Below are 18,850 nucleotides of genomic sequence, written 5' to 3'. Positions count from 1 at the left end.
CGCCGATCCTTCAAACCCCGCCGACAAGCAAGGCACAGCGACCGACCTTTCAAGCCCCGCCGGCGATTGAGGCGCGGGGTCCGGGGCAGAGCCCCGTGGCGTGGGGGCGGCCGACCGGTCAGGCGCCGACCGCGGAGCGGTACGTCGGGGCCAAGTCCCGTACCTCGGCAGAGAAATGCACACCAGCCGGCTCCTTGACGTGAGCCGGCAGCACCGCCAGGACCGCCTCGGCAAGCGCCGTCTTCGCCTCCTCGGTACGCCCCGCGAGCAACGCGATCTCCACGTGCACGAGGGACCCGGCCCCGTCCCCCACCACCGTGGTCCCGACCTCACGGAACCGCGTCTTGCACGCGGGAACGCGCGCGGCCACGATGTCGACGGCCGCCTGGTGCACGGCCCCCGCGAGCCCGGCCCGGTCGAGGCGGTCGTCGAGGTCCGCGGAGTGGTCGACGGTGATCTGCGGCATGGGGCCCTCCGAGGTGTCGTAATGCGTGCGCACGCACGCGTGTCGGCGCCAACCTTCACCCGGCAACGCCCGACCGCACAATCACATCCCGTACAGCGGACACCCGGGCACCCGGTCACCGCGGAGCGCGCCGCAACGCCAGCAGCGCGATGTCATCGGCCCGGTCACGACCGAACCGCGCGAGAAGCGCGTCGCACAGCTCACCGGGCGCGGCAGGCGCCCCCGCGGCGGCGCGGCGCAGCTCCTCCAAGGACACGGCCAGATCGATGCCGCGGGTCTCGACGAGCCCGTCGGTGACCATGAGGAGGCGGGCACCGGGCGCGAGGTCCAGCACGGTGGGTTCGGGATGCGGCAGGCCGAGCCCGAGCAGCGGCCCCGCCGCCCTCGCGTACCGGGCCGCGCCGCCGACCGGCACGATCAGCGGCGGGATGTGCCCCGCGTTGGCCACCCGCGTACGGCCCGTCGCGGGGTCGACGAGGGCCAGGCACAGCGTGGCGGTCAGCTGCGGGTGGTAGTGCTGGAGCAGCCGGTCGAGGCGGGTCACCAGGTGGGCGGGGCGCGGGTCCTCCAGGCAGTAGGCGCGCAGCGCGTGCCGGAGCTCGACCATCACCGTGGCCGCGTCGAGCGAGTGCCCCACGACGTCGCCGACGCCGACGAGTACGCCCTCGGGGGTGGGCAGCGCCGCGTAGAAGTCGCCGCCCATCTCGACCTCCTGGGAGGCGGGCTCGTAGCGGAAGTCGACGTCCACGCCGGTGAAGGCGGGCAACACGGAGGGCAGGAAGCTGTGTTGCAGCGTGTGGGCGACATGACGTTCCTGCTCGTACAGGACGAGGGGTTCCGCGGCGAGCGCGGTCGCGCGGGCGAGCTGGGCGACGAGCGGCGCCGTCCTGCCGTCCGGGTCGGCGAAGTCGGGTGTGGCCAGGCACACGGGGAGCCGGCCGTCGCGGGTGCGGGAGAGGGTGAGCCGGGCGCCGCCGGGCCCGAAGTACGCCTGCGGCCACGCGGCCCCGGGCCGCAGCGTGGTGCGCACGCCGCCGGGCCCGCAGCTGATCTGCCGCACCAGCTCGACGGCCCGCTCGCGCGCGGCGGCGTCCGGCGCCGCGGGCGCCGCTCTCCCGGACAGGCCCGTGTGCACCGCGCCGTGGTCGCCGAGGATGAAGACGGCGGCGGCGCCCCCGGTGAGCCGGGCCGTCGCGGCGGCCGCCACCCGGGCGAGTTCGGCGAGGTCCCGGGCGCCCTGCACGTCGACGACGGCCCGGGACAGCAGGGTGAGGTGGTCGAACTGAGCCTGGCTGTCGGTGAGTTCGCGGGCCCCGCGCAGGGCGGCGCGGACCACGGCGCGGATCTCCTCCGGTTCGGCGGGCACCGTCAGATAGGCCTCGCCGCCCGCGTCGAGCGCCCGGCAGCGGTCGGCGGGCACGGAGGGGCGGGCGGAGAAGTGCACGACGGGGATCCCGGCGAGTGAGGGCAGCGCCTTGACCCTGCGGCACAGTTCGAACCCGCTGAGGTCGGGAAGCCCCACGTCCACGAGCGCCACATCGGGCAGCGCCCCCGAGCGCAGCCGCACGTCGAGCTCGACGAGGGCCTCGCCCGCGGAGCCGACCGGGACGACGACATGTCCCGCCCGGCTCAGGACGGCGCCGAGGGCATACCGGCTGGCGGCGCTGTCGTCGACCACCAGGACGGTGCATCCGACGTCGGTCCCGGACCTCTGAACCATGGCTTCCACGAGAAGGCCCCTCGGTGAAACGGAGCGGCGCGGGCCCCCTCGGCTCGCCGCACCAAAGTACCGCCGGACACCCGTGCAGTGGCCTGCCCTTCGACCGGTTCACCGTTCCGGGTGGTGGCGGCCCAACCCGGCTTACCCGCCCGGTACTTCCCGCCCGGTACTTCCCGTTCGGTGGGCAATGCGGCGGGTGACGGGTAAGGTCGCGTCCCGTGACCGCACGCCTTGCCGACATCGCAAGCCAAGCGGGGGTCAGCGAAGCGACCGTCAGCCGCGTGCTCAATGGGAAGGCGGGGGTCGCCGCGGCCACCCGCCAGTCCGTCCTCGCCGCCCTCGACGTGCTCGGCTACGAGCGCCCCGTGCGCCTCAGGCAGCGCAGCGCGGGGCTTGTCGGCCTGATCACCCCGGAGCTCGAGAACCCGATCTTCCCGGCGCTCGCCCAGGTCGTGGTGCAGGCCCTGACCAGGCAGGGTTACACCCCGGTCCTGGCCACCCAGACCCCCGGCGGCTCCACCGAGGACGAGCTCACGGAGATGCTCGTCGACCGCGATGTCAGCGGCATCATCTACGTCTCCGGGCTGCACGCCGACACCACCGCCGACACGCAGCGCTACGAACGCCTCCGCGGCCAGGGCGTCCCCTTCGTGCTCGTCGACGGGTACGCGCCGGCGGTCGCGGCGCCCTTCATCTCTCCGGACGACCGGGCCGCGTCCCGGCTCGCGGTGACGCATCTGCTCTCGCTCGGCCACACCCGGATCGGCCTGGCGGTAGGGCCGCGCCGCTTCGTCCCCGTACAGCGAAAGATCGAGGGCTTCGTACGCACGCTGGCGGAGCGGCTCGGCCTGCCGGGAGACGAGATCGAGCACGACCTCGTCCAGCACTCCCTCTACACCTTGGAGGGCGGGCAGGCCGCGACCTCCGCGCTGCTCGACCGGGGCTGCACCGCGGTGGTCTGCGCGAGCGACATGATGGCGCTCGGCGCGATCAGAGCGGTGCGCGAGCGCGGCATGGACGTGCCGGAGGACGTCTCCGTGGTCGGTTTCGACGACTCTCCGCTGATCGCCTTCACCGATCCGCCACTGACCACGATCCGCAAGCCGGTGCACGCGATGGGTCAGGCGGCGGTGCACACGCTCCTTGAGGAGGTCGGCGGCACGCCCGCGCCGCCGAGCGAATTCGTGTTCATGCCGGAGCTCGTGGTGCGGGGGTCGACTGCCGCGTCAGCAGCGGTATCCGTAGGGGTTCGGCCTCGTCCGTAGGGCGTAGCGGGTGCGCCCATGACCCGCCCGAGGGATGATCGGTCGTGGGGCCGTGATCTGGCAGACTCTGTGCCTATGGGTGAAATGACCGTGACGACACGTGAAGGCCGAAAAGGGGCCGCACCCTCACCCATCGCGGAAGACCGCGTCGGGCGTCGCCTTCGGGCGCCGCGGCGCCCGCGCCTCTGGTTCGAGATCCTGCTGATCGCGGTGAGTTACTACACGTACTCCCTGATCCGCAACGCGGTCCCGGAGCAGAAGGCGCAGGCGCTGCGCAATGCCGACTGGATCTGGCAGGCTGAGCACAGTCTCGGTATCGCCGTCGAGCAGGCAGTCAACCATGCTGCGAATTCGGTGAGTTGGCTCATCGTGAGCATGAACTACTACTACGCGACACTGCACTTCGTCATCACGTTGAGCGTGCTGGTGTGGCTGTTCCGCCGCCATCCCGGCCGCTACGCGGCGACCCGTCTCGCGCTGTTCGCGACGACGGCGGTCGCCCTCGTCGGTTACTACTTCTATCCGCTGGCGCCACCGCGCCTGATGACCGGCAGCGGCTTCATCGACACCGTCGCGGTGCACCAGACCTGGGGCTCGATGGCCTCGGGCAACCTGAAGAACATGTCGAACCAGTACGCGGCGATGCCGTCGATGCACATCGGCTGGTCGCTGTGGTGCGGCATGACGATCTTCGCGCTCGCCTCGGTGCCGTGGGTGCGGGTCCTCGGGCTCCTGTATCCGGCGCTGACCCTGGTGGTCATCGTGGCGACCGCGAACCACTTCTGGCTGGACGCGGTGGGCGGCACGCTGTGCCTGGCGTTCGGCTTCGCGGTGGCGCGGGTCTGGTACGGGGCGCTGCCGTACGCGCTGCCGCGTCTGGTGACGCCACCACTGATGCCCGCGAAGGTGTGAGCGAAAGGGGCGGCGCCCGGCGGGCGCCGCCTCTTTCGCCGTCACTCGCCGCGGTGCGTGATCCGGCCGTCCGTCACGGTGAGGACGACGGGGGCCTCGGCGACCTCGGCCACGGGGGCCGTGACCGGGTCGAGGCCGAGCACGGTGAGGTCCGCGCGCAGGCCGACCGCGATCCGGCCGCCTTCCGCCGCCTGTCCCGCGGCGAGCGCCGCGTGCGAGGTGACGCCCTCCAGCGCTTCGAGGCCGGTGAGCCCCTGTGCGGGCCCGGCCGCGCCCTCCGGCACCCGCGCCATGGCGAGCACCTTGCGGGCGTCGTAGTGGGCGATCGGCCAGTCGGAGCCGAGCGCGAGCACGGCGCCCGCGTCCCGCAGGTCACGGGTGCGCCAGGCGCGGGCGGCGCGCGCGTCGCCGAGCCGCTTGGACCACTCGTCGCTGTGGTCGTGCTTCGTGTACGCGGTGTGCGGCGGCTGCATCGACGCGGCGACGCCGAGCGCGGCGAACCGCGGGATCGTGTCGTCGGGCACGGACTCGATGTGCTCGATCCGGTGCGCGTTGCGCCCACTGGTTCCGAGCGCCTCGATGGTGTCGAGGGCGTGCCTGACGGCGGCGTCGCCGATGGCGTGCGTCGCGGTGCGCACACCGGCCGCGTGCAGATGACGCACGGCTTCGCTGTACGCGGCCGGGTCCGGCCAGAAGGCGTCGGTGCCCTGCCCGTGGCAGTCGGCGTGCTCCAGCCAGGCGGTGCCGCCCTCGACGGTGCCGTCCATGAAGAACTTGACGCCGCCGACCCGCCAGCGGCGTCCGCCGAGCTTCTGGAGCGCGACCAGCTCGTCGAGCCCTGCCCGGTCCACTCCCGGCATGCACCAGGGCGAGACGGTGAGCCGCATCGGCAGATCGGCGTCCTCCTCCACGGCGGCGAGCAGGTCGAGCCCTGAGCCGTCCATGACGTGGGCTCCGGTGAGACCGGTGGCGGCCATGGTGCTCAGCAGCTCGACGAGTCCGGTGCGGCGGTCCTGGTCCGAGGCCCGGGGCGCGACCTCGTAGACCAGGTCCATGGCGGCGTGCTCGACGAGGTACCCGGTGGGCCGCCCCTCGCCGTCGCAGACGACCTCGGCCCGCTGGTCGAAGGAGCGCGGTCCCGTGATCCTCGCGGCGTCCAGGGCGGCGCCGCTGACCAGCGCGGAGTGGCCGTCGTACAGCCGCAGGAAGGCGGGTGCGCCGCCGAGCACGTCCTCGATGAGCTCGCGGTGGATGGGCCGCCCCTCGAAGGCGTTGTGGTCGAGCCCCCACCCGACGACCCACCCGCCGAGCCGGTCCGCTGTGCGCAGGGCGCCCCGGAGTCCTTCCAGGTCGGTCACTCCGCTGAGATCGACACCGGTCGCCATCTCCAGGCCCCAGACGGGGTGGCTGTGCGAGTCGACGAGGCCGGGGAGAACGTGGGCGCCGGCGAGGTCGATCCGTTCGGTGCGGGGGCCCTGCCAGTCTCGTACGAGGTCGTCGGTGTCACCGACGGCGACGATGCGGCCTCCGGCCACGGCCAGGGCGGTTGCCTCCGGCTGGGCCGGGTCGAGTGTGCGGATGTGGGTGCTGGTGAGGAGGAGGTCGGCGGATGGCATGGTGCGGGTGACTCCGTTTCGAGATTCGCGTCGACGGGTGCGGTTCTGTCTGTGGCCGGGTTCGCGCAGTTCCCCGCGCCCCTGATCACAAGCGAGGCCGGGCATATCAAGCCCCTGCGGCGATTGAGCAGCGGGGTCCAGGGGCGGGGCCCCGATCTTTCCAGCCCCGCCGGCGATTGAGGCGCGGGGTCCGGGGCGGAGCCCCGTGGGCGCGACCCCGTCACTGGCCGAACCGTGCGTACACCTCCGGGCGGGACCGCCGTAGGCGCCACGCCAAGGCGAGGCCCAGCACGAAGACCGCGGGCGCAACCGCCAGCAGAACCCAGTTGACCAGGGGAGACGCACCCGTGAAGAGGTCGATGTGCGTGGCCACCAGGCCGATCGCGACGGCCAGGAGAACCGTCGCCGCGACCGGCGCGACGACCGTCCGCAGCACACCCTCCTGGTGCGTGATCCGCCGGAAGAAGAACGGGACGGAGAGCGCCGCGAGGAGCTGGAGGGCCATCAGGCCCAGCATTCCCGGGGTGTTGACCCACAGCAGCAGCTGGTCGTACGGGTCCGCCCCGGCCGCCCAGAACCCGAGCACGACGACCGCGCCGAGAACCGTCTGCGCGAGCCCGGCGACGTACGGGGAGCGGTGCTTGGGGTGGATGCGGGCGACGGCGCGCGGCAGGACGCCCTCGTCGGCGAGGGCGAGGGCGTACCGATTGATCGCGTTGTGGAAGGCGAGGAGCGAGGCGATGACGCTGGTGACGATGAAGACGTGCATCAGGTCGGCCGCCCAGCCGCCGACGAAGGTGGTGATCGCGGTGAAGAAGAGGTTCGCCGGGTCGTCACCCGCGGCCTTCACGACGGCCGCGTCGCCGAAGGACTGGATGGCGATCCAGACGGTGAAGGCGTAGAAGAGGCCGAGGAAGGCGACCGCGATGTACGTGGCGCGGGGCACGGTGCGGTCCGGGTCGCGGGCCTCGCGCCGGTAGATGACGGTCGACTCGAAGCCGGTGAACGCGGCGAACGCGAAGGCGAGGACGGCGGCCGTGCCGGGCACGAGGACGTTGCCGGGTGCGAAGGAGGCCAGGGACAGGCCGTGCGCGCCGCCCTTGAGGAGCACCCCGCCCGCGAGCAGGATCAGGATGCCCGTCTCCGCGACCAGCAGGACGCCGAGCAGCTTGGCGCCGAAGTCGATCGAGCGGAAGCCGCCGTACCAGATCAGGGCGAGGCCGACGAGGGAGACCGGCAGCCAGGGGACGTCCGCGCCGAACAGGGAGTGGACGGTGTCCTGGGTGGCGGAGCCGAGGAGTCCGTAGACGCCGATCTCCATGCCGTTGTAGCCGACCATCGCGAGCAGCGCCGCCCCGATTCCGGCCGGTTTGCCGAGGCCCTGCGCGATGTACGAGTAGAAGGCGCCGCCGCCGGTGACGTGGCGGCTCATGGCGGTGAAGCCGACGGCGAAGACGGCGAGCGTGATGCCGGCGAGCAGGTATCCGGCGGGCGCTCCGACGCCGCCGAGGGAGATGGCGATGGGCGCGACGCCCGCCATGACGGTGAGCGGAGCGGCGGCGGAGATCACGAAGAACGCGATGTCGGAGGTGCCGAGGGTGCCGGTGCGCAGGCCGGTCGGCGGGCTCGGCGGTGCGGTCTTCGTCTTCGGGGAGGTCACGGGCATGCGGCAGGAAGCCCCTCTGGCGGACGGCCCGCATTGTGGACGGGCGCATTAATCTAAAGGCTTTTGGTTTCCGCAATGTAGCCTCCCGTTGGGCATACGGGAAGACCCGGTTTTGTGGAGTCACGAAGGAGGAACCTCGATGGGGCGGCCGCGCACACCCCTCCTGGACCGGGAGCGGATCACGACGGCGGCGCTCCACATCGTCGACGAGAACGGCGAGTTCAGCGTCCCGCAGGTGGCGCGCAGGCTGGGCGTGCAGACGGGCTCGCTCTACCACCACGTGGAGGGTCGCGACGGCATCGTGGAGCTGCTGCGCGAGCGGATCTGCTCCGCGATCGACGAGACGCCGCTCACCTCGGGCCTCCCGTGGGACGAGGCGATCGCCGGGTGGGCCCGCTCCTACCGCGCCGCGTTCGCCGCGCACCCCAAGGCCATCCCGCTCCTGACGACCCACCCGGTGCGGGCACCCCGGGTCCTCGCGCAGTACGAGCTGGGGGTGGCGCTGCTGCTCGACGCCGGGTTCGCGCTGCCGGACGTGATGCCGGTGATCATCGCCCTGGACAACATGGTGCTCGGCTCGGCGCTCGACATGGCGGCGCCCGACACCATGTGGGAGCCGACGGAGGAGGGCGTGACCCCGCTGCTCGAACGGGCCCTGGGCGCGGGACCCGAGGGCCGCACGGACGCGGCGTTCGAGCTGGCCCTCACCGGGTTCGTCGCGCGCTGCCAGGTGCTGCTCGACGCGTAGGGCCCGCGTAGGGCGCCGGGACCTTCGTCCCGCGTGCTCACGACCGATGGCATCTGCCGCCAGGGCCCGCCCCAGGGGATCGTCGAAGGTCCAGACCTCGACGGTACGGACGGAGGGCCGGTTTCATGGCAACGGCCACGGCAACGGTACGCAAGGGCACGGCAGACGCGAAGGTGGCGGCTCCGGGCGACGAGTCCCACCCCTTCGGCGCACTCCAGCGCAAGCACGCCCCCGACGACGAGCGGACGGCCGCGGCGACGGCGCGTGCCCACCGAGGACCTTCGGGATTGCCGTGGCTGTCGGCGACCCACTCGGTGAAGATCGCCTGACACCGGCGCCGACCCCACGCCACGGGGCTCCGCCCCGGACCCCGCGCCTCAATCGCCGGCGGGGCTTGATCTGCTCACCCGCCGTAGAACCGCTCCTCCATCACGGCCCGCGCGCGCCGCGTAGTGCGCCGGTAGTCGTCCAGCATGTCCCCCACGTGACCCGGGTCGTACCCCAAGTACCGGCCCACGGCGCCGAGTTCACGCCCGTCCGACGGGAACGTGTCACCGGGCCTGCCGCGCACCAGCATCACCGCGTTGCGCACACGCGCGGCAAGCACCCACGCCTCGTCGAGGATCGCCGCCTCCTCTGCGGGGATCAGCTCGGCGGCGCACGCGGCGGCGAGGGCCTCGCGGGTGTGGGGGGTGCGCAGGCCCGGCTCCGCCCAGCCGTGCCTCAGCTGGAGCAGCTGCACCGTCCATTCGACGTCGGAGAGACCCCCGCGGCCCAGCTTCGTGTGGAGCGTGGGGTCGGAGCCGCGCGGCATCCGCTCCGACTCCATGCGGGCCTTGAGGCGGCGGATCTCCAGTACGGCATCGTCGCCGAGGCCTTCGACGGGGTAGCGCAGCGGGTCGATCAGATCGATGAAGGCGCGGCTCAACTCCTCGTCGCCCGCGACGGGTTGGGCCCGCAGCAGTGCCTGCGACTCCCAGACCAGGGACCAGCGACGGTAGTACGCCTCGTAGGACTTGAGCGTGCGCACCAGCGGGCCCGACTTGCCCTCGGGACGCAGGTCCGCGTCGATGAGCAGCGGCGGGTCGGCGCTCGGCAGGGCGAGGAGACGGCGCATCTCGGAGACGACCTTGTTGGCGGCCTGCGCGGCCTCGTGGTCGTCGACGCCCTCGCGGGGCTCGTGCACGAACAGCACGTCGGCGTCGGATCCGTAGCTCAGCTCGTGCCCGCCGAAGCGGCCCATGGCGATGACGGCGAAGCGGGTGGGCAGGGTGTCGCCCCAGCCGTCACGGACCACGGCGCGCAGCGTCCCGGCGAGCGTGGCGGCCGTCAAGTCCGATACGGCGGCGCCCACTTGGTCCACCAGAGCGCCCTGGTCGGCGACGGCGGGCGTGTCCTCGGTGCCGTACGAGGCGATGATGTCGGCGGCCGCCGTGCGCAGCAGCTCGCGGCGGCGTACCGCGCGCGCCGACGTGACCGCCTGCGCCCCGCCCTCCGAGCGCCGCACCGCGGCGAGCGCCTCCTGCTCCAACTGGGCGCGCCCGCGCGGCTCCAGGCCCCGCTCGTCGCCGAGCAGCGCCACCGATTCGGGGGCGCGCATCAGGAGGTCGGGGGCGAGGCGCCCCGCGGACAGGATCCGCGCCAGGTTCTCGGCGGCCGCGCCCTCGTCGCGCAGCAGCCGCAGATACCAGGGCGTCTTGCCCAACGCGTCCGACACCTTGCGGAAGTTGAGGAGCCCCGCGTCCGGGTCGGCGGAGTCCGCGAACCAGCCGAGCAGCACCGGGAGCAGCGTCCGCTGGATGGCGGCCTTGCGGCTGACCCCGGAGGCCAGCGCCTCCAGGTGGCGCATCGCGGCGCTCGGGTCGGCGTAGCCGAGCGCGACGAGGCGCTCGCGGGCCGCGTCGGCGCGCAGCCTGGCCTCGCCGGGGCCGAGCCCGGCGACGGCGTCGAGCAGCGGCCGGTAGAACAGCTTCTCGTGCAGCCGGCGGACGACGGACGTGTGCCGCCGCCAGGCCCGCTTGAGGTCCGTGATGGGTTCCGTGCGCATGCCCATCGAGCGGCCGATGCGGCGCAGGTCGGCATCGCCCTCGGGCACCAGGTGGGTGCGCCGCAACTTGTAGAGCTGGATGCGGTGTTCGAGCGTGCGCAGGAACCGGTAGGCGTCGTCGAGCTGCACGGCGTCGACCCGGCCCACGTAGCCGCGGTCGGCGAGCGCGGCGAGCGCGTTCAGGGTCGTCCCGCTGCGCAGCGCGGCGTCCGCGCGTCCGTGCACCAACTGCAGCAGCTGCACGGCGAATTCGACGTCGCGCAGGCCACCGGGCCCGAGCTTCAGCTCGCGGTCCTTCTCGCCCAGCGGAATGTTCGCCACGACCCGCTTGCGCATCTTCTGCACGTCGGGCACGAAGTTCTCCCGCTCGGACACCTGCCACACCATCGGCGACACGGCCGCGACGTACTCCTCGCCGAGGTCCAGGTCGCCCGCGACCGGGCGGGCCTTGAGCAGCGCCTGGAACTCCCAGGTCTTGGCCCAGCGCTGGTAGTAGGCGAGGTGCGAGGAGAGGGTGCGCACGAGCGGGCCGTTGCGCCCCTCGGGCCGCAGGTTGGCGTCGACGGGCCAGATGGTGCCCTCGACGGTGGTGTCGGAGCAGATCCGCATCATGTGCGAGGCGAGCCGGGTGGCGGCCTGGATCGCCTTGCCCTCGTCGGCGGACCCGTCGGCGGGCTCCCCGACGAAGATGACGTCGACGTCGGACACGTAATTCAGCTCATGGCCACCGCACTTGCCCATCGCGATCACGGAGAGCCGGCACAGCGAGGCGTCGGCGGGAGACTCCGTGCGGGCGATGGCGAGGGCCGCGCGCAGCGTCGCCGTCGCCAGGTCGGCGAGTTCGGCCGCGGTCTCGGTGATGTCGGTCGTTCCGCACACGTCGCGGGCGGCGATGGACAGCAGGCAGCGCCGGTAGGCGACGCGCAGCGCGTCCGGGTCGGTGGCGTCGGCGAGCCCCTGCTCGAACTCCTCCACGCCGGGGTGCAGATCGCCCGACTCGTACGTGACCAGGGCCCGCCAGTCCTTGGAGTGCCGGGCCAGGTGGTCGGCGAGCGCCTCGGAGGAGCCGAGCACGCCGAGCAGCCGGTCGCGCAGCGGCTTCGCCGCGACGAGCGTGTCGAGCAGCTCGCGCCGCGCCGTCTCGTCCTCCTGCGCCTCGACCAGCCTGACGAGTCCGAGCAGCGCCAGATCCGGGTCGGCGGCGGTGGCGAACGCGTCCAGGAGCAGCGGGTCGGAGCGCACGGTGGACAGGGCGGGGGCGTCGAGCAGTCGCTCGGCGGTGGACGGATCGGTGAAGCCGAGTCGCAGCAGCCGGGTGAAGGTGCTGCTCCTGCGGCCGCCCGTCCACCGTCCCCCTTCGTGCGGCACCGACATCATCGCCCGGCCTCCTGTTCGATCAACGGTGGACTTGAGCCTACTGCGCCGCGGGCCGCACCGATGAGTTGTGTCGGCCCGCGGAGTCACTACCCGTGAGCGAGAGGCCTCGTACGCGGAAAGGAACCACCGCGATGCCACACGACAGCGACACCCCGCACACATCGATCGACCCGCGCTACAGCTCCCCGGGCGCCGGTCCCACCTCGTGGGCGGCGGCCGAACGGCTGCTGACCGGCGCCGAACTGTTCTGGGTCTCCACGGTGCGCCCCGACGGCCGCCCCCATGTCACACCGCTCCTCGCCGTCTGGCAGGACGGGGCCCTGCACTTCACCTCCGGCGCGCGCGAACGCAAGTCGCTCAACCTCGCGGAGAACCCGGAGGTCGTCCTCACCACCGGCACGAACACCTGGGCGGCGGGCTTCGACGTGGTGGTGGAGGGCCGGGCGGAACGCGTCACGGACGCGGCACGCCTGCACACGCTCGCCAAGGCCTGGGAGGAGAAGTACGGCCCGGCCTGGCACTTCGAGGTCCGCGCCGACGGCGCGTTCCAGGGCCAGGAGGGCCCGTCCCTGGTCTACGCGGTCGCGCCGCGCACGGTCTTCGGCTTCGGCAAGGGCGAGGAGTTCACACAGACGCGCTGGCACTTCGGGTGACCGCACGGCGCCGACAGGCCGGAACCGACAATTCGCCCCTACCTTTACCTCCATGGACATGACCCTGGAAGTAATCACCGTCCCGGTCTCGGACATCGACCGGGCCAAGACCTTCTACGTCGACAAGGTCGGCTTTCACTGCGACATCGATACCGAGGTGATGCCGGGCGCCCGCGTCGTCCAGCTCACGCCACCGGGATCCGGCTGCTCGATCGCCCTCGCCTCCGGCCTCCCGAGCCCGACGGGCACGGCGGCCCCCGGCACGTACCACGGCCTGCAACTCTGCGTCGCCGACATCAAGGCGGCCCACGAGGAGCTCCGCGCCCGCGGCCTGGACGTCTCGGAACCCATCCAGTACGCCCCCGACGACGGCGGCACGTTCATGCACTTCACGGACCCGGACGGCAACGGCTGGGCGATCCAGGAATACCGCAAGCGCTCCGCTGTGCCGCTGCGGGACACGTTGTGACCGAAGGGGCGCGCCACACCAGTGCGCGCCCCTCACCGGTCGCTACAGCACCGGCAGGTTCTTCCTCAGCTCGAACGCCGTGACCTCCGAGCGGTACTCCTCCCACTCCTGCTTCTTGTTGCGCAGGAAGAAGTCGTAGACGTGCTCGCCGAGCGTTTCCGCGACCAGTTCCGAGCGTTCCATCAGGGCGATCGCCTCGCCGAGGTTCTGCGGGAGCGGCTCGATGCCCATCGCGCGGCGTTCCGCGTCGGAGAGGGCCCAGACGTCGTCGTCGGCGCCCGGAGGGAGTTCGTAGCCCTCTTCGACGCCCTTGAGGCCGGCCGCGAGGAGGACCGCGTACGTGAGGTACGGGTTGGCGCCCGAGTCGATGGAGCGGACCTCGACGCGGGCCGAGCCCGTCTTGCCGGGCTTGTACATCGGGACGCGGATGAGGGCCGAGCGGTTGTTGTGGCCCCAGCAGATGTAGGACGGGGCCTCGCCGCCCGCGCCCGCCGTGCGCTCCGAGCCGCCCCAGATGCGCTTGTAGGAGTTGACCCACTGGTTGGTGACCGCGGAGATCTCGGCGGCGTGCTTCAGCAGGCCCGCGATGAAGGAGCGGCCGACCTTGGAGAGCTGGTACTCGGCGCCCGACTCGTAGAACGCGTTCCGGTCGCCCTCGAAGAGGGACAGGTGCGTGTGCATTCCGCTGCCCGGGTGTTCCGAGAACGGCTTCGGCATGAAGGTGGCCTGGACGCCCTGCTCCAGCGCCACCTGCTTCATGACCAGGCGGAACGTCATGATGTTGTCCGCCGTGGAGAGCGCGTCGGCGTAGCGGAGGTCGATCTCCTGCTGGCCCGGCGCGCCCTCGTGGTGGCTGAACTCGACCGAGATGCCCATCGACTCGAGCATCGTGATCGCCTGGCGGCGGAAGTCCATGCCCACGTTCTGCGGGGTGTGGTCGAAGTAGCCGGAGGTGTCGGCGGGCACCGGGCGGGTGCCGTCCAGCGGCTTGTCCTTGAGCAGGAAGAACTCGATCTCGGGGTGGGTGTAGAAGGTGAAGCCGAGGTCGGAGGTCTTGGCCAGGGCCCGCTTCAGGACGTAGCGCGGGTCGGCGAAGGACGGCGAGCCGTCGGGCATCAGGATGTCGCAGAACATGCGCGCCGTGCCGGGGGCCTCCGCGCGCCACGGCAGGACCTGGAAGGTGCCGGGGTCCGGCTTGGCGATCATGTCGGACTCGTAGACGCGGGCGAAGCCCTCGATCGCGGAGCCGTCGAAGCCGATCCCCTCATCGAACGCCTGTTCCAGCTCGGCCGGGGCCACGGCCACCGACTTGAGGAAGCCCAGCACGTCCGTGAACCACAGACGTACGAACCGGATGTCGCGCTCCTCCAGGGTGCGGAGCACGAACTCCTGCTGCTTGTCCATCTTTCGCTTCCACCCATCCTTGCTGGTCAGGCCTACTGCTCCCACGCCGCCCAGAGGGCCTGGTCACATCCCACCACACGCCGGTTTCCGGCGCGTTGCCGACCTTGATCGTCACTGATCGGCCGGTGATGTGTTCATAGTGCCTGCCGAACGCCTCAGGGTCATAGTGCTCACCTTCCGGCCCCACCGCCGGACAGTCGGCAGCGGCACTGCGGAGTGGGCGGCGAGCCGGTCCCCGATGCCCCCAAATCGACCTATCCCGACCGGAGTTGAGCCGACTTGACGCCTTCTTGATCGTCCCATTTCCCCCGCGTGAACGGTTGTTGGCAAGAGTGGCCCCATTCTGCGTGTGCATTACACATGCCTCAGCATCTCCAGCACCTCTATCCAGGGGGTTCCACATGAGATCCAACCGCGGCTCACGCCGCACCCGGGCAGCCCTGAGCATCGCGGCCACCCTTCCGCTGCTCGCCGGCGCCCTCGCCCTCGCCTCGCCCGCCCACGCCGACGCGAGCCGCGACACGCTCTCCGGCACCAAGCCGTTGTGGGCCACCGGCGCCGCCGACAAGGGCGGCACGGCGGACGGCGGAAAGGTCACCGCGCGCGTCTACCTCGCCGGCCGGGACGCCAAGGGCCTCGCGGCGTACGCACAGGCCGTGTCCGACCCGTCGTCCGGGCGGTACCAGAAGTATCTGAGCGCCACGGAGGCGCGCGGCCGCTTCGGGGCGACGAAGGGGCAGATAGCCGAGGTCACGGCCTGGCTGAAGTCCGCAGGCCTGACCGTGACCGGATCCACCGCGCACTACCTCTCCGTGTCGGGCGACGTGGCCGCCACCGAGAAGGCCTTCGGCACACAGCTGCACGACTACACCAAGGGCGGCCACACCTACCGCGCCCCGTCCGGCGCCGCCTCCGTGCCCGCCTCCCTCGACGGCGCCGTACTCACGGTGACCGGCCTGGACAGCGCCCCCCACAAGGCGACGAAGCAGGACCAACTGCCGCCGCCGAGCGCCGTGTTCCGCAACGCGGGCCCGTCCTCCACGTACTACGGCTCCAGGATCGCGAGCACGCTCCCGGACGCGTACGGCACCAAGGTCCCGTACGCCCCGAAGGGCTACACCGGCAAGCAGCTGCGTGCCGCGTACGGGGCGGGCAGGGCGACCGGCAAGGGCGTGAAGGTCGCGATCACCGACGCGTACGCCTCGCCGACCATCGCCAAGGACGCGGCGACGTACGCGAAGAAGCACGGTGACGCGGCGTACAGCACAAGGCAGTTGAAGCAGGTGCTGCCGAAGACGTACACGAAGACCAAGGAATGCGACGCGGCCGGCTGGTACGGCGAGGAGACCCTCGACGTCGAGGCCGTGCACGCGATGGCCCCGGCCGCCGACATCACGTACGTGGGCGCGGCCTCCTGCTACGACGACGACCTCCTCGACTCGCTCGGCAAGGTCGTCGACGATCACCTCGCCGACATCGTCTCCAACTCCTGGGGCGACATCGAGGCCAACCAGACACCCGAACTGGCCACCGCGTACGACCAGGTGTTCCAGCTGGGCGCCGTCGAGGGCATCGGCTTCTACTTCTCGTCCGGCGACAACGGCGACAACGTCGCGTCGACGGGTACGAAGCAGGTCGACACGCCCGCCAACTCGGCGTGGGTGACGGCGGTCGGCGGCACCTCGCTCGCCGTCGGCAAGGGCGACACCTACCAGTGGGAGACCGGCTGGGGCACGCTGAAGTCCAACTTGGCTGCGGACAGCAAGAGTTGGACCGATTTCCCCGGCGCGTACACCTCCGGCGCGGGCGGCGGCACCAGCAAGACCGTCGCACAGCCCGGCTACCAGAAGGGCGTCGTGCCGGACGCGCTGGCGAAGGCGAACGGTGGCGCCAACCGCGTCGTGCCGGACATCTCCGCCATCGCCGACCCGAACACCGGCTTCCTGGTGGGCCAGACGCAGACCCTGCCCGACGGCTCGCTCGGCTACGACGAGTACCGCATCGGCGGCACCTCGCTCGCCGCGCCGGTGGTCGCCGGTGTGCAGGCGCTCGCGCAGCAGACGGGCGGCGGCAAGCCGCTCGGCTTCGCGAACCCGGCGATCTACGACCGGTACGGTTCGGCGAAGTACCACGACGTGGTGGACAGGCCGACGGGCAAGGACCTCGCCGTGGTCCGCGTCGACTACGCCAACAGCTACGACGCGTCGGAGGGCCTGCTCACGTCGGTGCGCAGCCTCGGCAAGGACGCCTCCCTCAAGGCCGTCAGGGGCTACGACGACGTGACGGGGGTCGGCTCGCCGGCTCCGGGTTACGTGCGCTCGTACCGCCGCTGACCAGTGGACGCCCCGGCGGCGGGTGGGCGCTCACCCGCCGCCGGGGCTCGGGGTCGGGGCCATACCCGGCAGGGGTAGGGTTCGGGGCATGGCGAGGAAGCGGAGCGGCACCGGGCGGTGGCAGCGGTCGCTGCTGTTCGCCGCGCTGCTCTTCGGCATCGTGGGGATGCACACGCTGGGGCACCCGTCGGGGCACGACGCCGGGCACGGCGAGTCGATGTCGGCGCCCGTCTCGACGATGACGGCGGCGGCCCACGACACGGCGCACGCCGCCATCACCGTTCACGAGCACCACCCCGACTCCCCCGGTCACGGCGGCATGGACCCGCTGAACGTGTGCCTCGCGGTGCTCGCCTCGTTCACGCTGCTGTTGCTGACGGCGGCGGTGCTGCGCCCGCTGCTCGTGGCGGTGGCGCCGGGGCCGCGCGCCCGCGGCCTGACCCTCGCCCAGCGCCCGAACCCTCCCCCGCCCCGAACCCTTCTGTCCCAGCTGTCGGTACTGCGTATTTAGGCCTGCGCCCGCTTTCGCACGCCTGAATTCACCTTGATCACCTCTATCGACAGCGAGGTACACACGCATGCGCGAAAACACTCCGCGCACCCCCACCCGACGCACTCTGCTCGGCGCGGCGATCGCCGTGGCCGGGACGGGCGCCCTGGCGGCCTGCTCCGATGCGTCGTCGGGCCACGGCGGCCACGGCTCGGCCGGATCCGCGTCCGGCGGCTACGTCGACCCGGCGGGCAAGGAGGTCGCCGCCGCCGAGAAGAGGCGCGGCTCCGAAGGGCGGGTCCGAGAGGTCCGGCTCACGGCCGCCGCGACCCGGCTCGACCTGGGCGACCGCACCGTCAAGTCCTGGTCGTACGGCGGCGATCTGCCCGGCAAGGAGGTCAGGGTCACGGCCGGCGACACGCTCGACCTCACCCTCGCCAACCACCTCCCCGAGCCCACGTCGATGCACTGGCACGGCCTCGCGCTGCGCAACGACATGGACGGCGTACCGGGCCTGACGCAGAAGCCCGTCGCGCCGGGCGCCGACTTCACGTACCGCTTCAAGGTCTCGCACCCCGGCACGTACTGGTTCCACCCGCACTCCGGCACACAGCAGGACCGCGGACTGTACGCACCGCTGATCGTGGAGGACCCGAAGGAGCCGCTCTCCTACGACAAGGAGTGGGTGGTCGTCCTCGACGACTGGGTCGACGGGGTGGACGGTTCGACGCCGGACGCGGTGCTCAAGGAGCTCCGCGCGGGGATGGACCACGGGGGCGGCCACTCGGGCCACGACATGCCGGGCATGAACAACATGTCGATGACGTCGTCGACCGACGGGGACAGCCCCTCGCGGATGATGATGGGCGCGAAGAGCGACCTGCTCGGCGGCGACGCGGGTGACGTGAAGTACCCGCACTATCTGGTCAACGGCCGGACCCCGCAGGCCCCTTCATCCTTCAAGGCCCGCCCCGGCGACCGCATCCGGATCCGGTTCATCAACGCCGGCGGCGACACGGCGTTCCGCGTCGCGCTCGGCGGCCACGAGATGACGGTGACGCACACGGACGGCTTCCCGGTGCGCCGCGCGAAGACGGACGCGTTGCTGCTCGGGATGGGCGAGCGGTACGACGTGCTGGTCACGGCGGGCGACGGGGTGTTCCCGCTGACGGCGCTCGCGGAGGGCAAGAAGGCGTCGGGGATGGCGGTGCTGCGGACGGGCCCGGGTGCGGCGCCGGCCGCTTCCGTACGCCCCGAGGAGCTGACCGGCCGCCTCCTCACCGCGGACAAGCTCCGCGCGGACGACTCCGTGGCACTGCCCTCCCGCAAGCCGGACCGCACGATCAGGCTCCAACTGACCGGCGGGATGGCCAAGTACGACTGGGCGTTCAACAAGAAGCCGTACGACCCGGACGAGCGTTATCCGGTGCGCGCGGGTGAGCGGGTCCGCCTGGTGTTCGCCAACTCGACGTCGATGTGGCACCCGGTCCACCTGCACGGCCACACGTTCTCCCTGGCGAACGTCGCCGGCGGCCCACGCAAGGACACGGCGATCGTCCTCCCGAACGCGACGCTCACGGTCGACTTCGCCGCGGACAACCCGGGCCTGTGGATGGTCCACTGCCACAACGTGTACCACTCGGAGGCGGGCATGATGACGGTCCTGGGGTACCGGGACTGACGT

The 18,850-nt window shown here is 71.9% G+C and carries 15 protein-coding genes; 9 read left to right on the top strand and 6 right to left on the bottom strand.

The genetic code is table 11. The annotated features are described in order from the left end of the window. Nucleotides 1-118: 118 nt before the first annotated feature. Nucleotides 119-466 carry a 5-carboxymethyl-2-hydroxymuconate Delta-isomerase gene (locus ACFYWS_RS26600; protein ID WP_389280635.1) on the bottom strand — a complete coding sequence of 116 codons (348 nt, stop codon included), beginning with the start codon at nt 464-466 and terminating at the stop codon, nt 119-121. 115 nt (nt 467-581) lie between these two features. Continuing rightward, nucleotides 582-2,186 carry a SpoIIE family protein phosphatase gene (locus ACFYWS_RS26595; RefSeq protein ID WP_389280634.1) on the bottom strand — a complete coding sequence of 535 codons (1,605 nt, stop codon included), beginning with the start codon at nt 2,184-2,186 and terminating at the stop codon, nt 582-584. A 218-nt stretch (nt 2,187-2,404) separates the two neighbouring features. On the opposite strand from ACFYWS_RS26595, the gene ACFYWS_RS26590 reads away from it, so the two are divergent. After that, a complete protein-coding gene (locus ACFYWS_RS26590; RefSeq protein ID WP_389280633.1) occupies nt 2,405-3,451 on the top strand; it encodes a LacI family DNA-binding transcriptional regulator in 1,047 nt (348 codons plus the stop codon). 75 nt (nt 3,452-3,526) lie between these two features. Further along, nucleotides 3,527-4,363, top strand: a complete 837-nt coding sequence (locus ACFYWS_RS26585) for a phosphatase PAP2 family protein (protein WP_389280632.1) — start codon at nt 3,527-3,529, stop codon at nt 4,361-4,363. 41 nt (nt 4,364-4,404) lie between these two features. On the opposite strand, the gene ACFYWS_RS26580 is transcribed toward ACFYWS_RS26585, so the two are convergent. Next, entirely contained in the window at nt 4,405-5,979 is a 1,575-nt protein-coding gene (locus ACFYWS_RS26580) for an amidohydrolase (RefSeq protein ID WP_389280631.1), read from the bottom strand. A gap of 220 nt (nt 5,980-6,199) precedes the next feature. Continuing rightward, a complete protein-coding gene (locus tag ACFYWS_RS26575; protein WP_389280630.1) occupies nt 6,200-7,645 on the bottom strand; it encodes an APC family permease in 1,446 nt (481 codons plus the stop codon). A gap of 139 nt (nt 7,646-7,784) precedes the next feature. Between ACFYWS_RS26575 and ACFYWS_RS26570 the strand changes: the two genes are divergently transcribed. Further along, the gene (locus ACFYWS_RS26570) at nt 7,785-8,393 is read left to right on the top strand and encodes a TetR/AcrR family transcriptional regulator (RefSeq protein ID WP_389280629.1); all 609 of its coding nucleotides are present in this window, start codon (nt 7,785-7,787) and stop codon (nt 8,391-8,393) included. 125 nt (nt 8,394-8,518) lie between these two features. Next, a complete protein-coding gene (locus ACFYWS_RS26565) occupies nt 8,519-8,722 on the top strand; it encodes a hypothetical protein (RefSeq protein ID WP_389280628.1) in 204 nt (67 codons plus the stop codon). Between the two features lie 74 nt (nt 8,723-8,796). On the opposite strand, the gene ACFYWS_RS26560 is transcribed toward ACFYWS_RS26565, so the two are convergent. Then, on the bottom strand, nt 8,797-11,817 hold the full coding sequence (locus ACFYWS_RS26560; RefSeq protein WP_389280627.1) for a bifunctional [glutamine synthetase] adenylyltransferase/[glutamine synthetase]-adenylyl-L-tyrosine phosphorylase: 3,021 nt from the start codon (nt 11,815-11,817) through the stop codon (nt 8,797-8,799). A gap of 131 nt (nt 11,818-11,948) precedes the next feature. Between ACFYWS_RS26560 and ACFYWS_RS26555 the strand changes: the two genes are divergently transcribed. Together ACFYWS_RS26555 and ACFYWS_RS26550 are read left to right on the top strand one after the other, a co-directional pair. Then, nucleotides 11,949-12,470 (top strand): pyridoxamine 5'-phosphate oxidase family protein, encoded by a 522-nt coding sequence (locus ACFYWS_RS26555; RefSeq protein WP_389280626.1) that lies wholly within the window; start codon nt 11,949-11,951, stop codon nt 12,468-12,470. A gap of 52 nt (nt 12,471-12,522) precedes the next feature. Beyond that, nucleotides 12,523-12,939 carry a VOC family protein gene (locus ACFYWS_RS26550; protein ID WP_389280625.1) on the top strand — a complete coding sequence of 139 codons (417 nt, stop codon included), beginning with the start codon at nt 12,523-12,525 and terminating at the stop codon, nt 12,937-12,939. Between the two features lie 42 nt (nt 12,940-12,981). Here the strand turns inward: ACFYWS_RS26550 and ACFYWS_RS26545 are convergent, their stop codons facing one another. Further along, entirely contained in the window at nt 12,982-14,343 is a 1,362-nt protein-coding gene (locus ACFYWS_RS26545) for a glutamine synthetase family protein (RefSeq protein WP_389280624.1), read from the bottom strand. A 401-nt stretch (nt 14,344-14,744) separates the two neighbouring features. Here ACFYWS_RS26545 and ACFYWS_RS26540 point away from each other — a divergent pair, with 401 nt between their 5' ends. The 3 genes from ACFYWS_RS26540 to ACFYWS_RS26530 all read left to right on the top strand — a co-directional run bounded on the left by ACFYWS_RS26540 (nt 14,745) and on the right by ACFYWS_RS26530 (nt 18,847). Next, on the top strand, nt 14,745-16,676 hold the full coding sequence (locus ACFYWS_RS26540; RefSeq protein ID WP_389280623.1) for a protease pro-enzyme activation domain-containing protein: 1,932 nt from the start codon (nt 14,745-14,747) through the stop codon (nt 16,674-16,676). Nucleotides 16,677-16,764: 88 nt separating this feature from the next. Continuing rightward, entirely contained in the window at nt 16,765-17,187 is a 423-nt protein-coding gene (locus ACFYWS_RS26535) for a DUF6153 family protein (RefSeq protein ID WP_389280622.1), read from the top strand. A 67-nt stretch (nt 17,188-17,254) separates the two neighbouring features. Further along, the gene (locus tag ACFYWS_RS26530; protein ID WP_389280621.1) at nt 17,255-18,847 is read left to right on the top strand and encodes a multicopper oxidase family protein; all 1,593 of its coding nucleotides are present in this window, start codon (nt 17,255-17,257) and stop codon (nt 18,845-18,847) included. Nucleotides 18,848-18,850 lie beyond the last annotated feature (3 nt).

Origin of the sequence: Streptomyces sp. NPDC002795 (assembly GCF_042888725.1) — a bacterium.
Lineage (GTDB): Bacteria > Actinomycetota > Actinomycetes > Streptomycetales > Streptomycetaceae > Streptomyces.
This window is presented reverse-complemented; position numbering and strand designations above follow the sequence as displayed.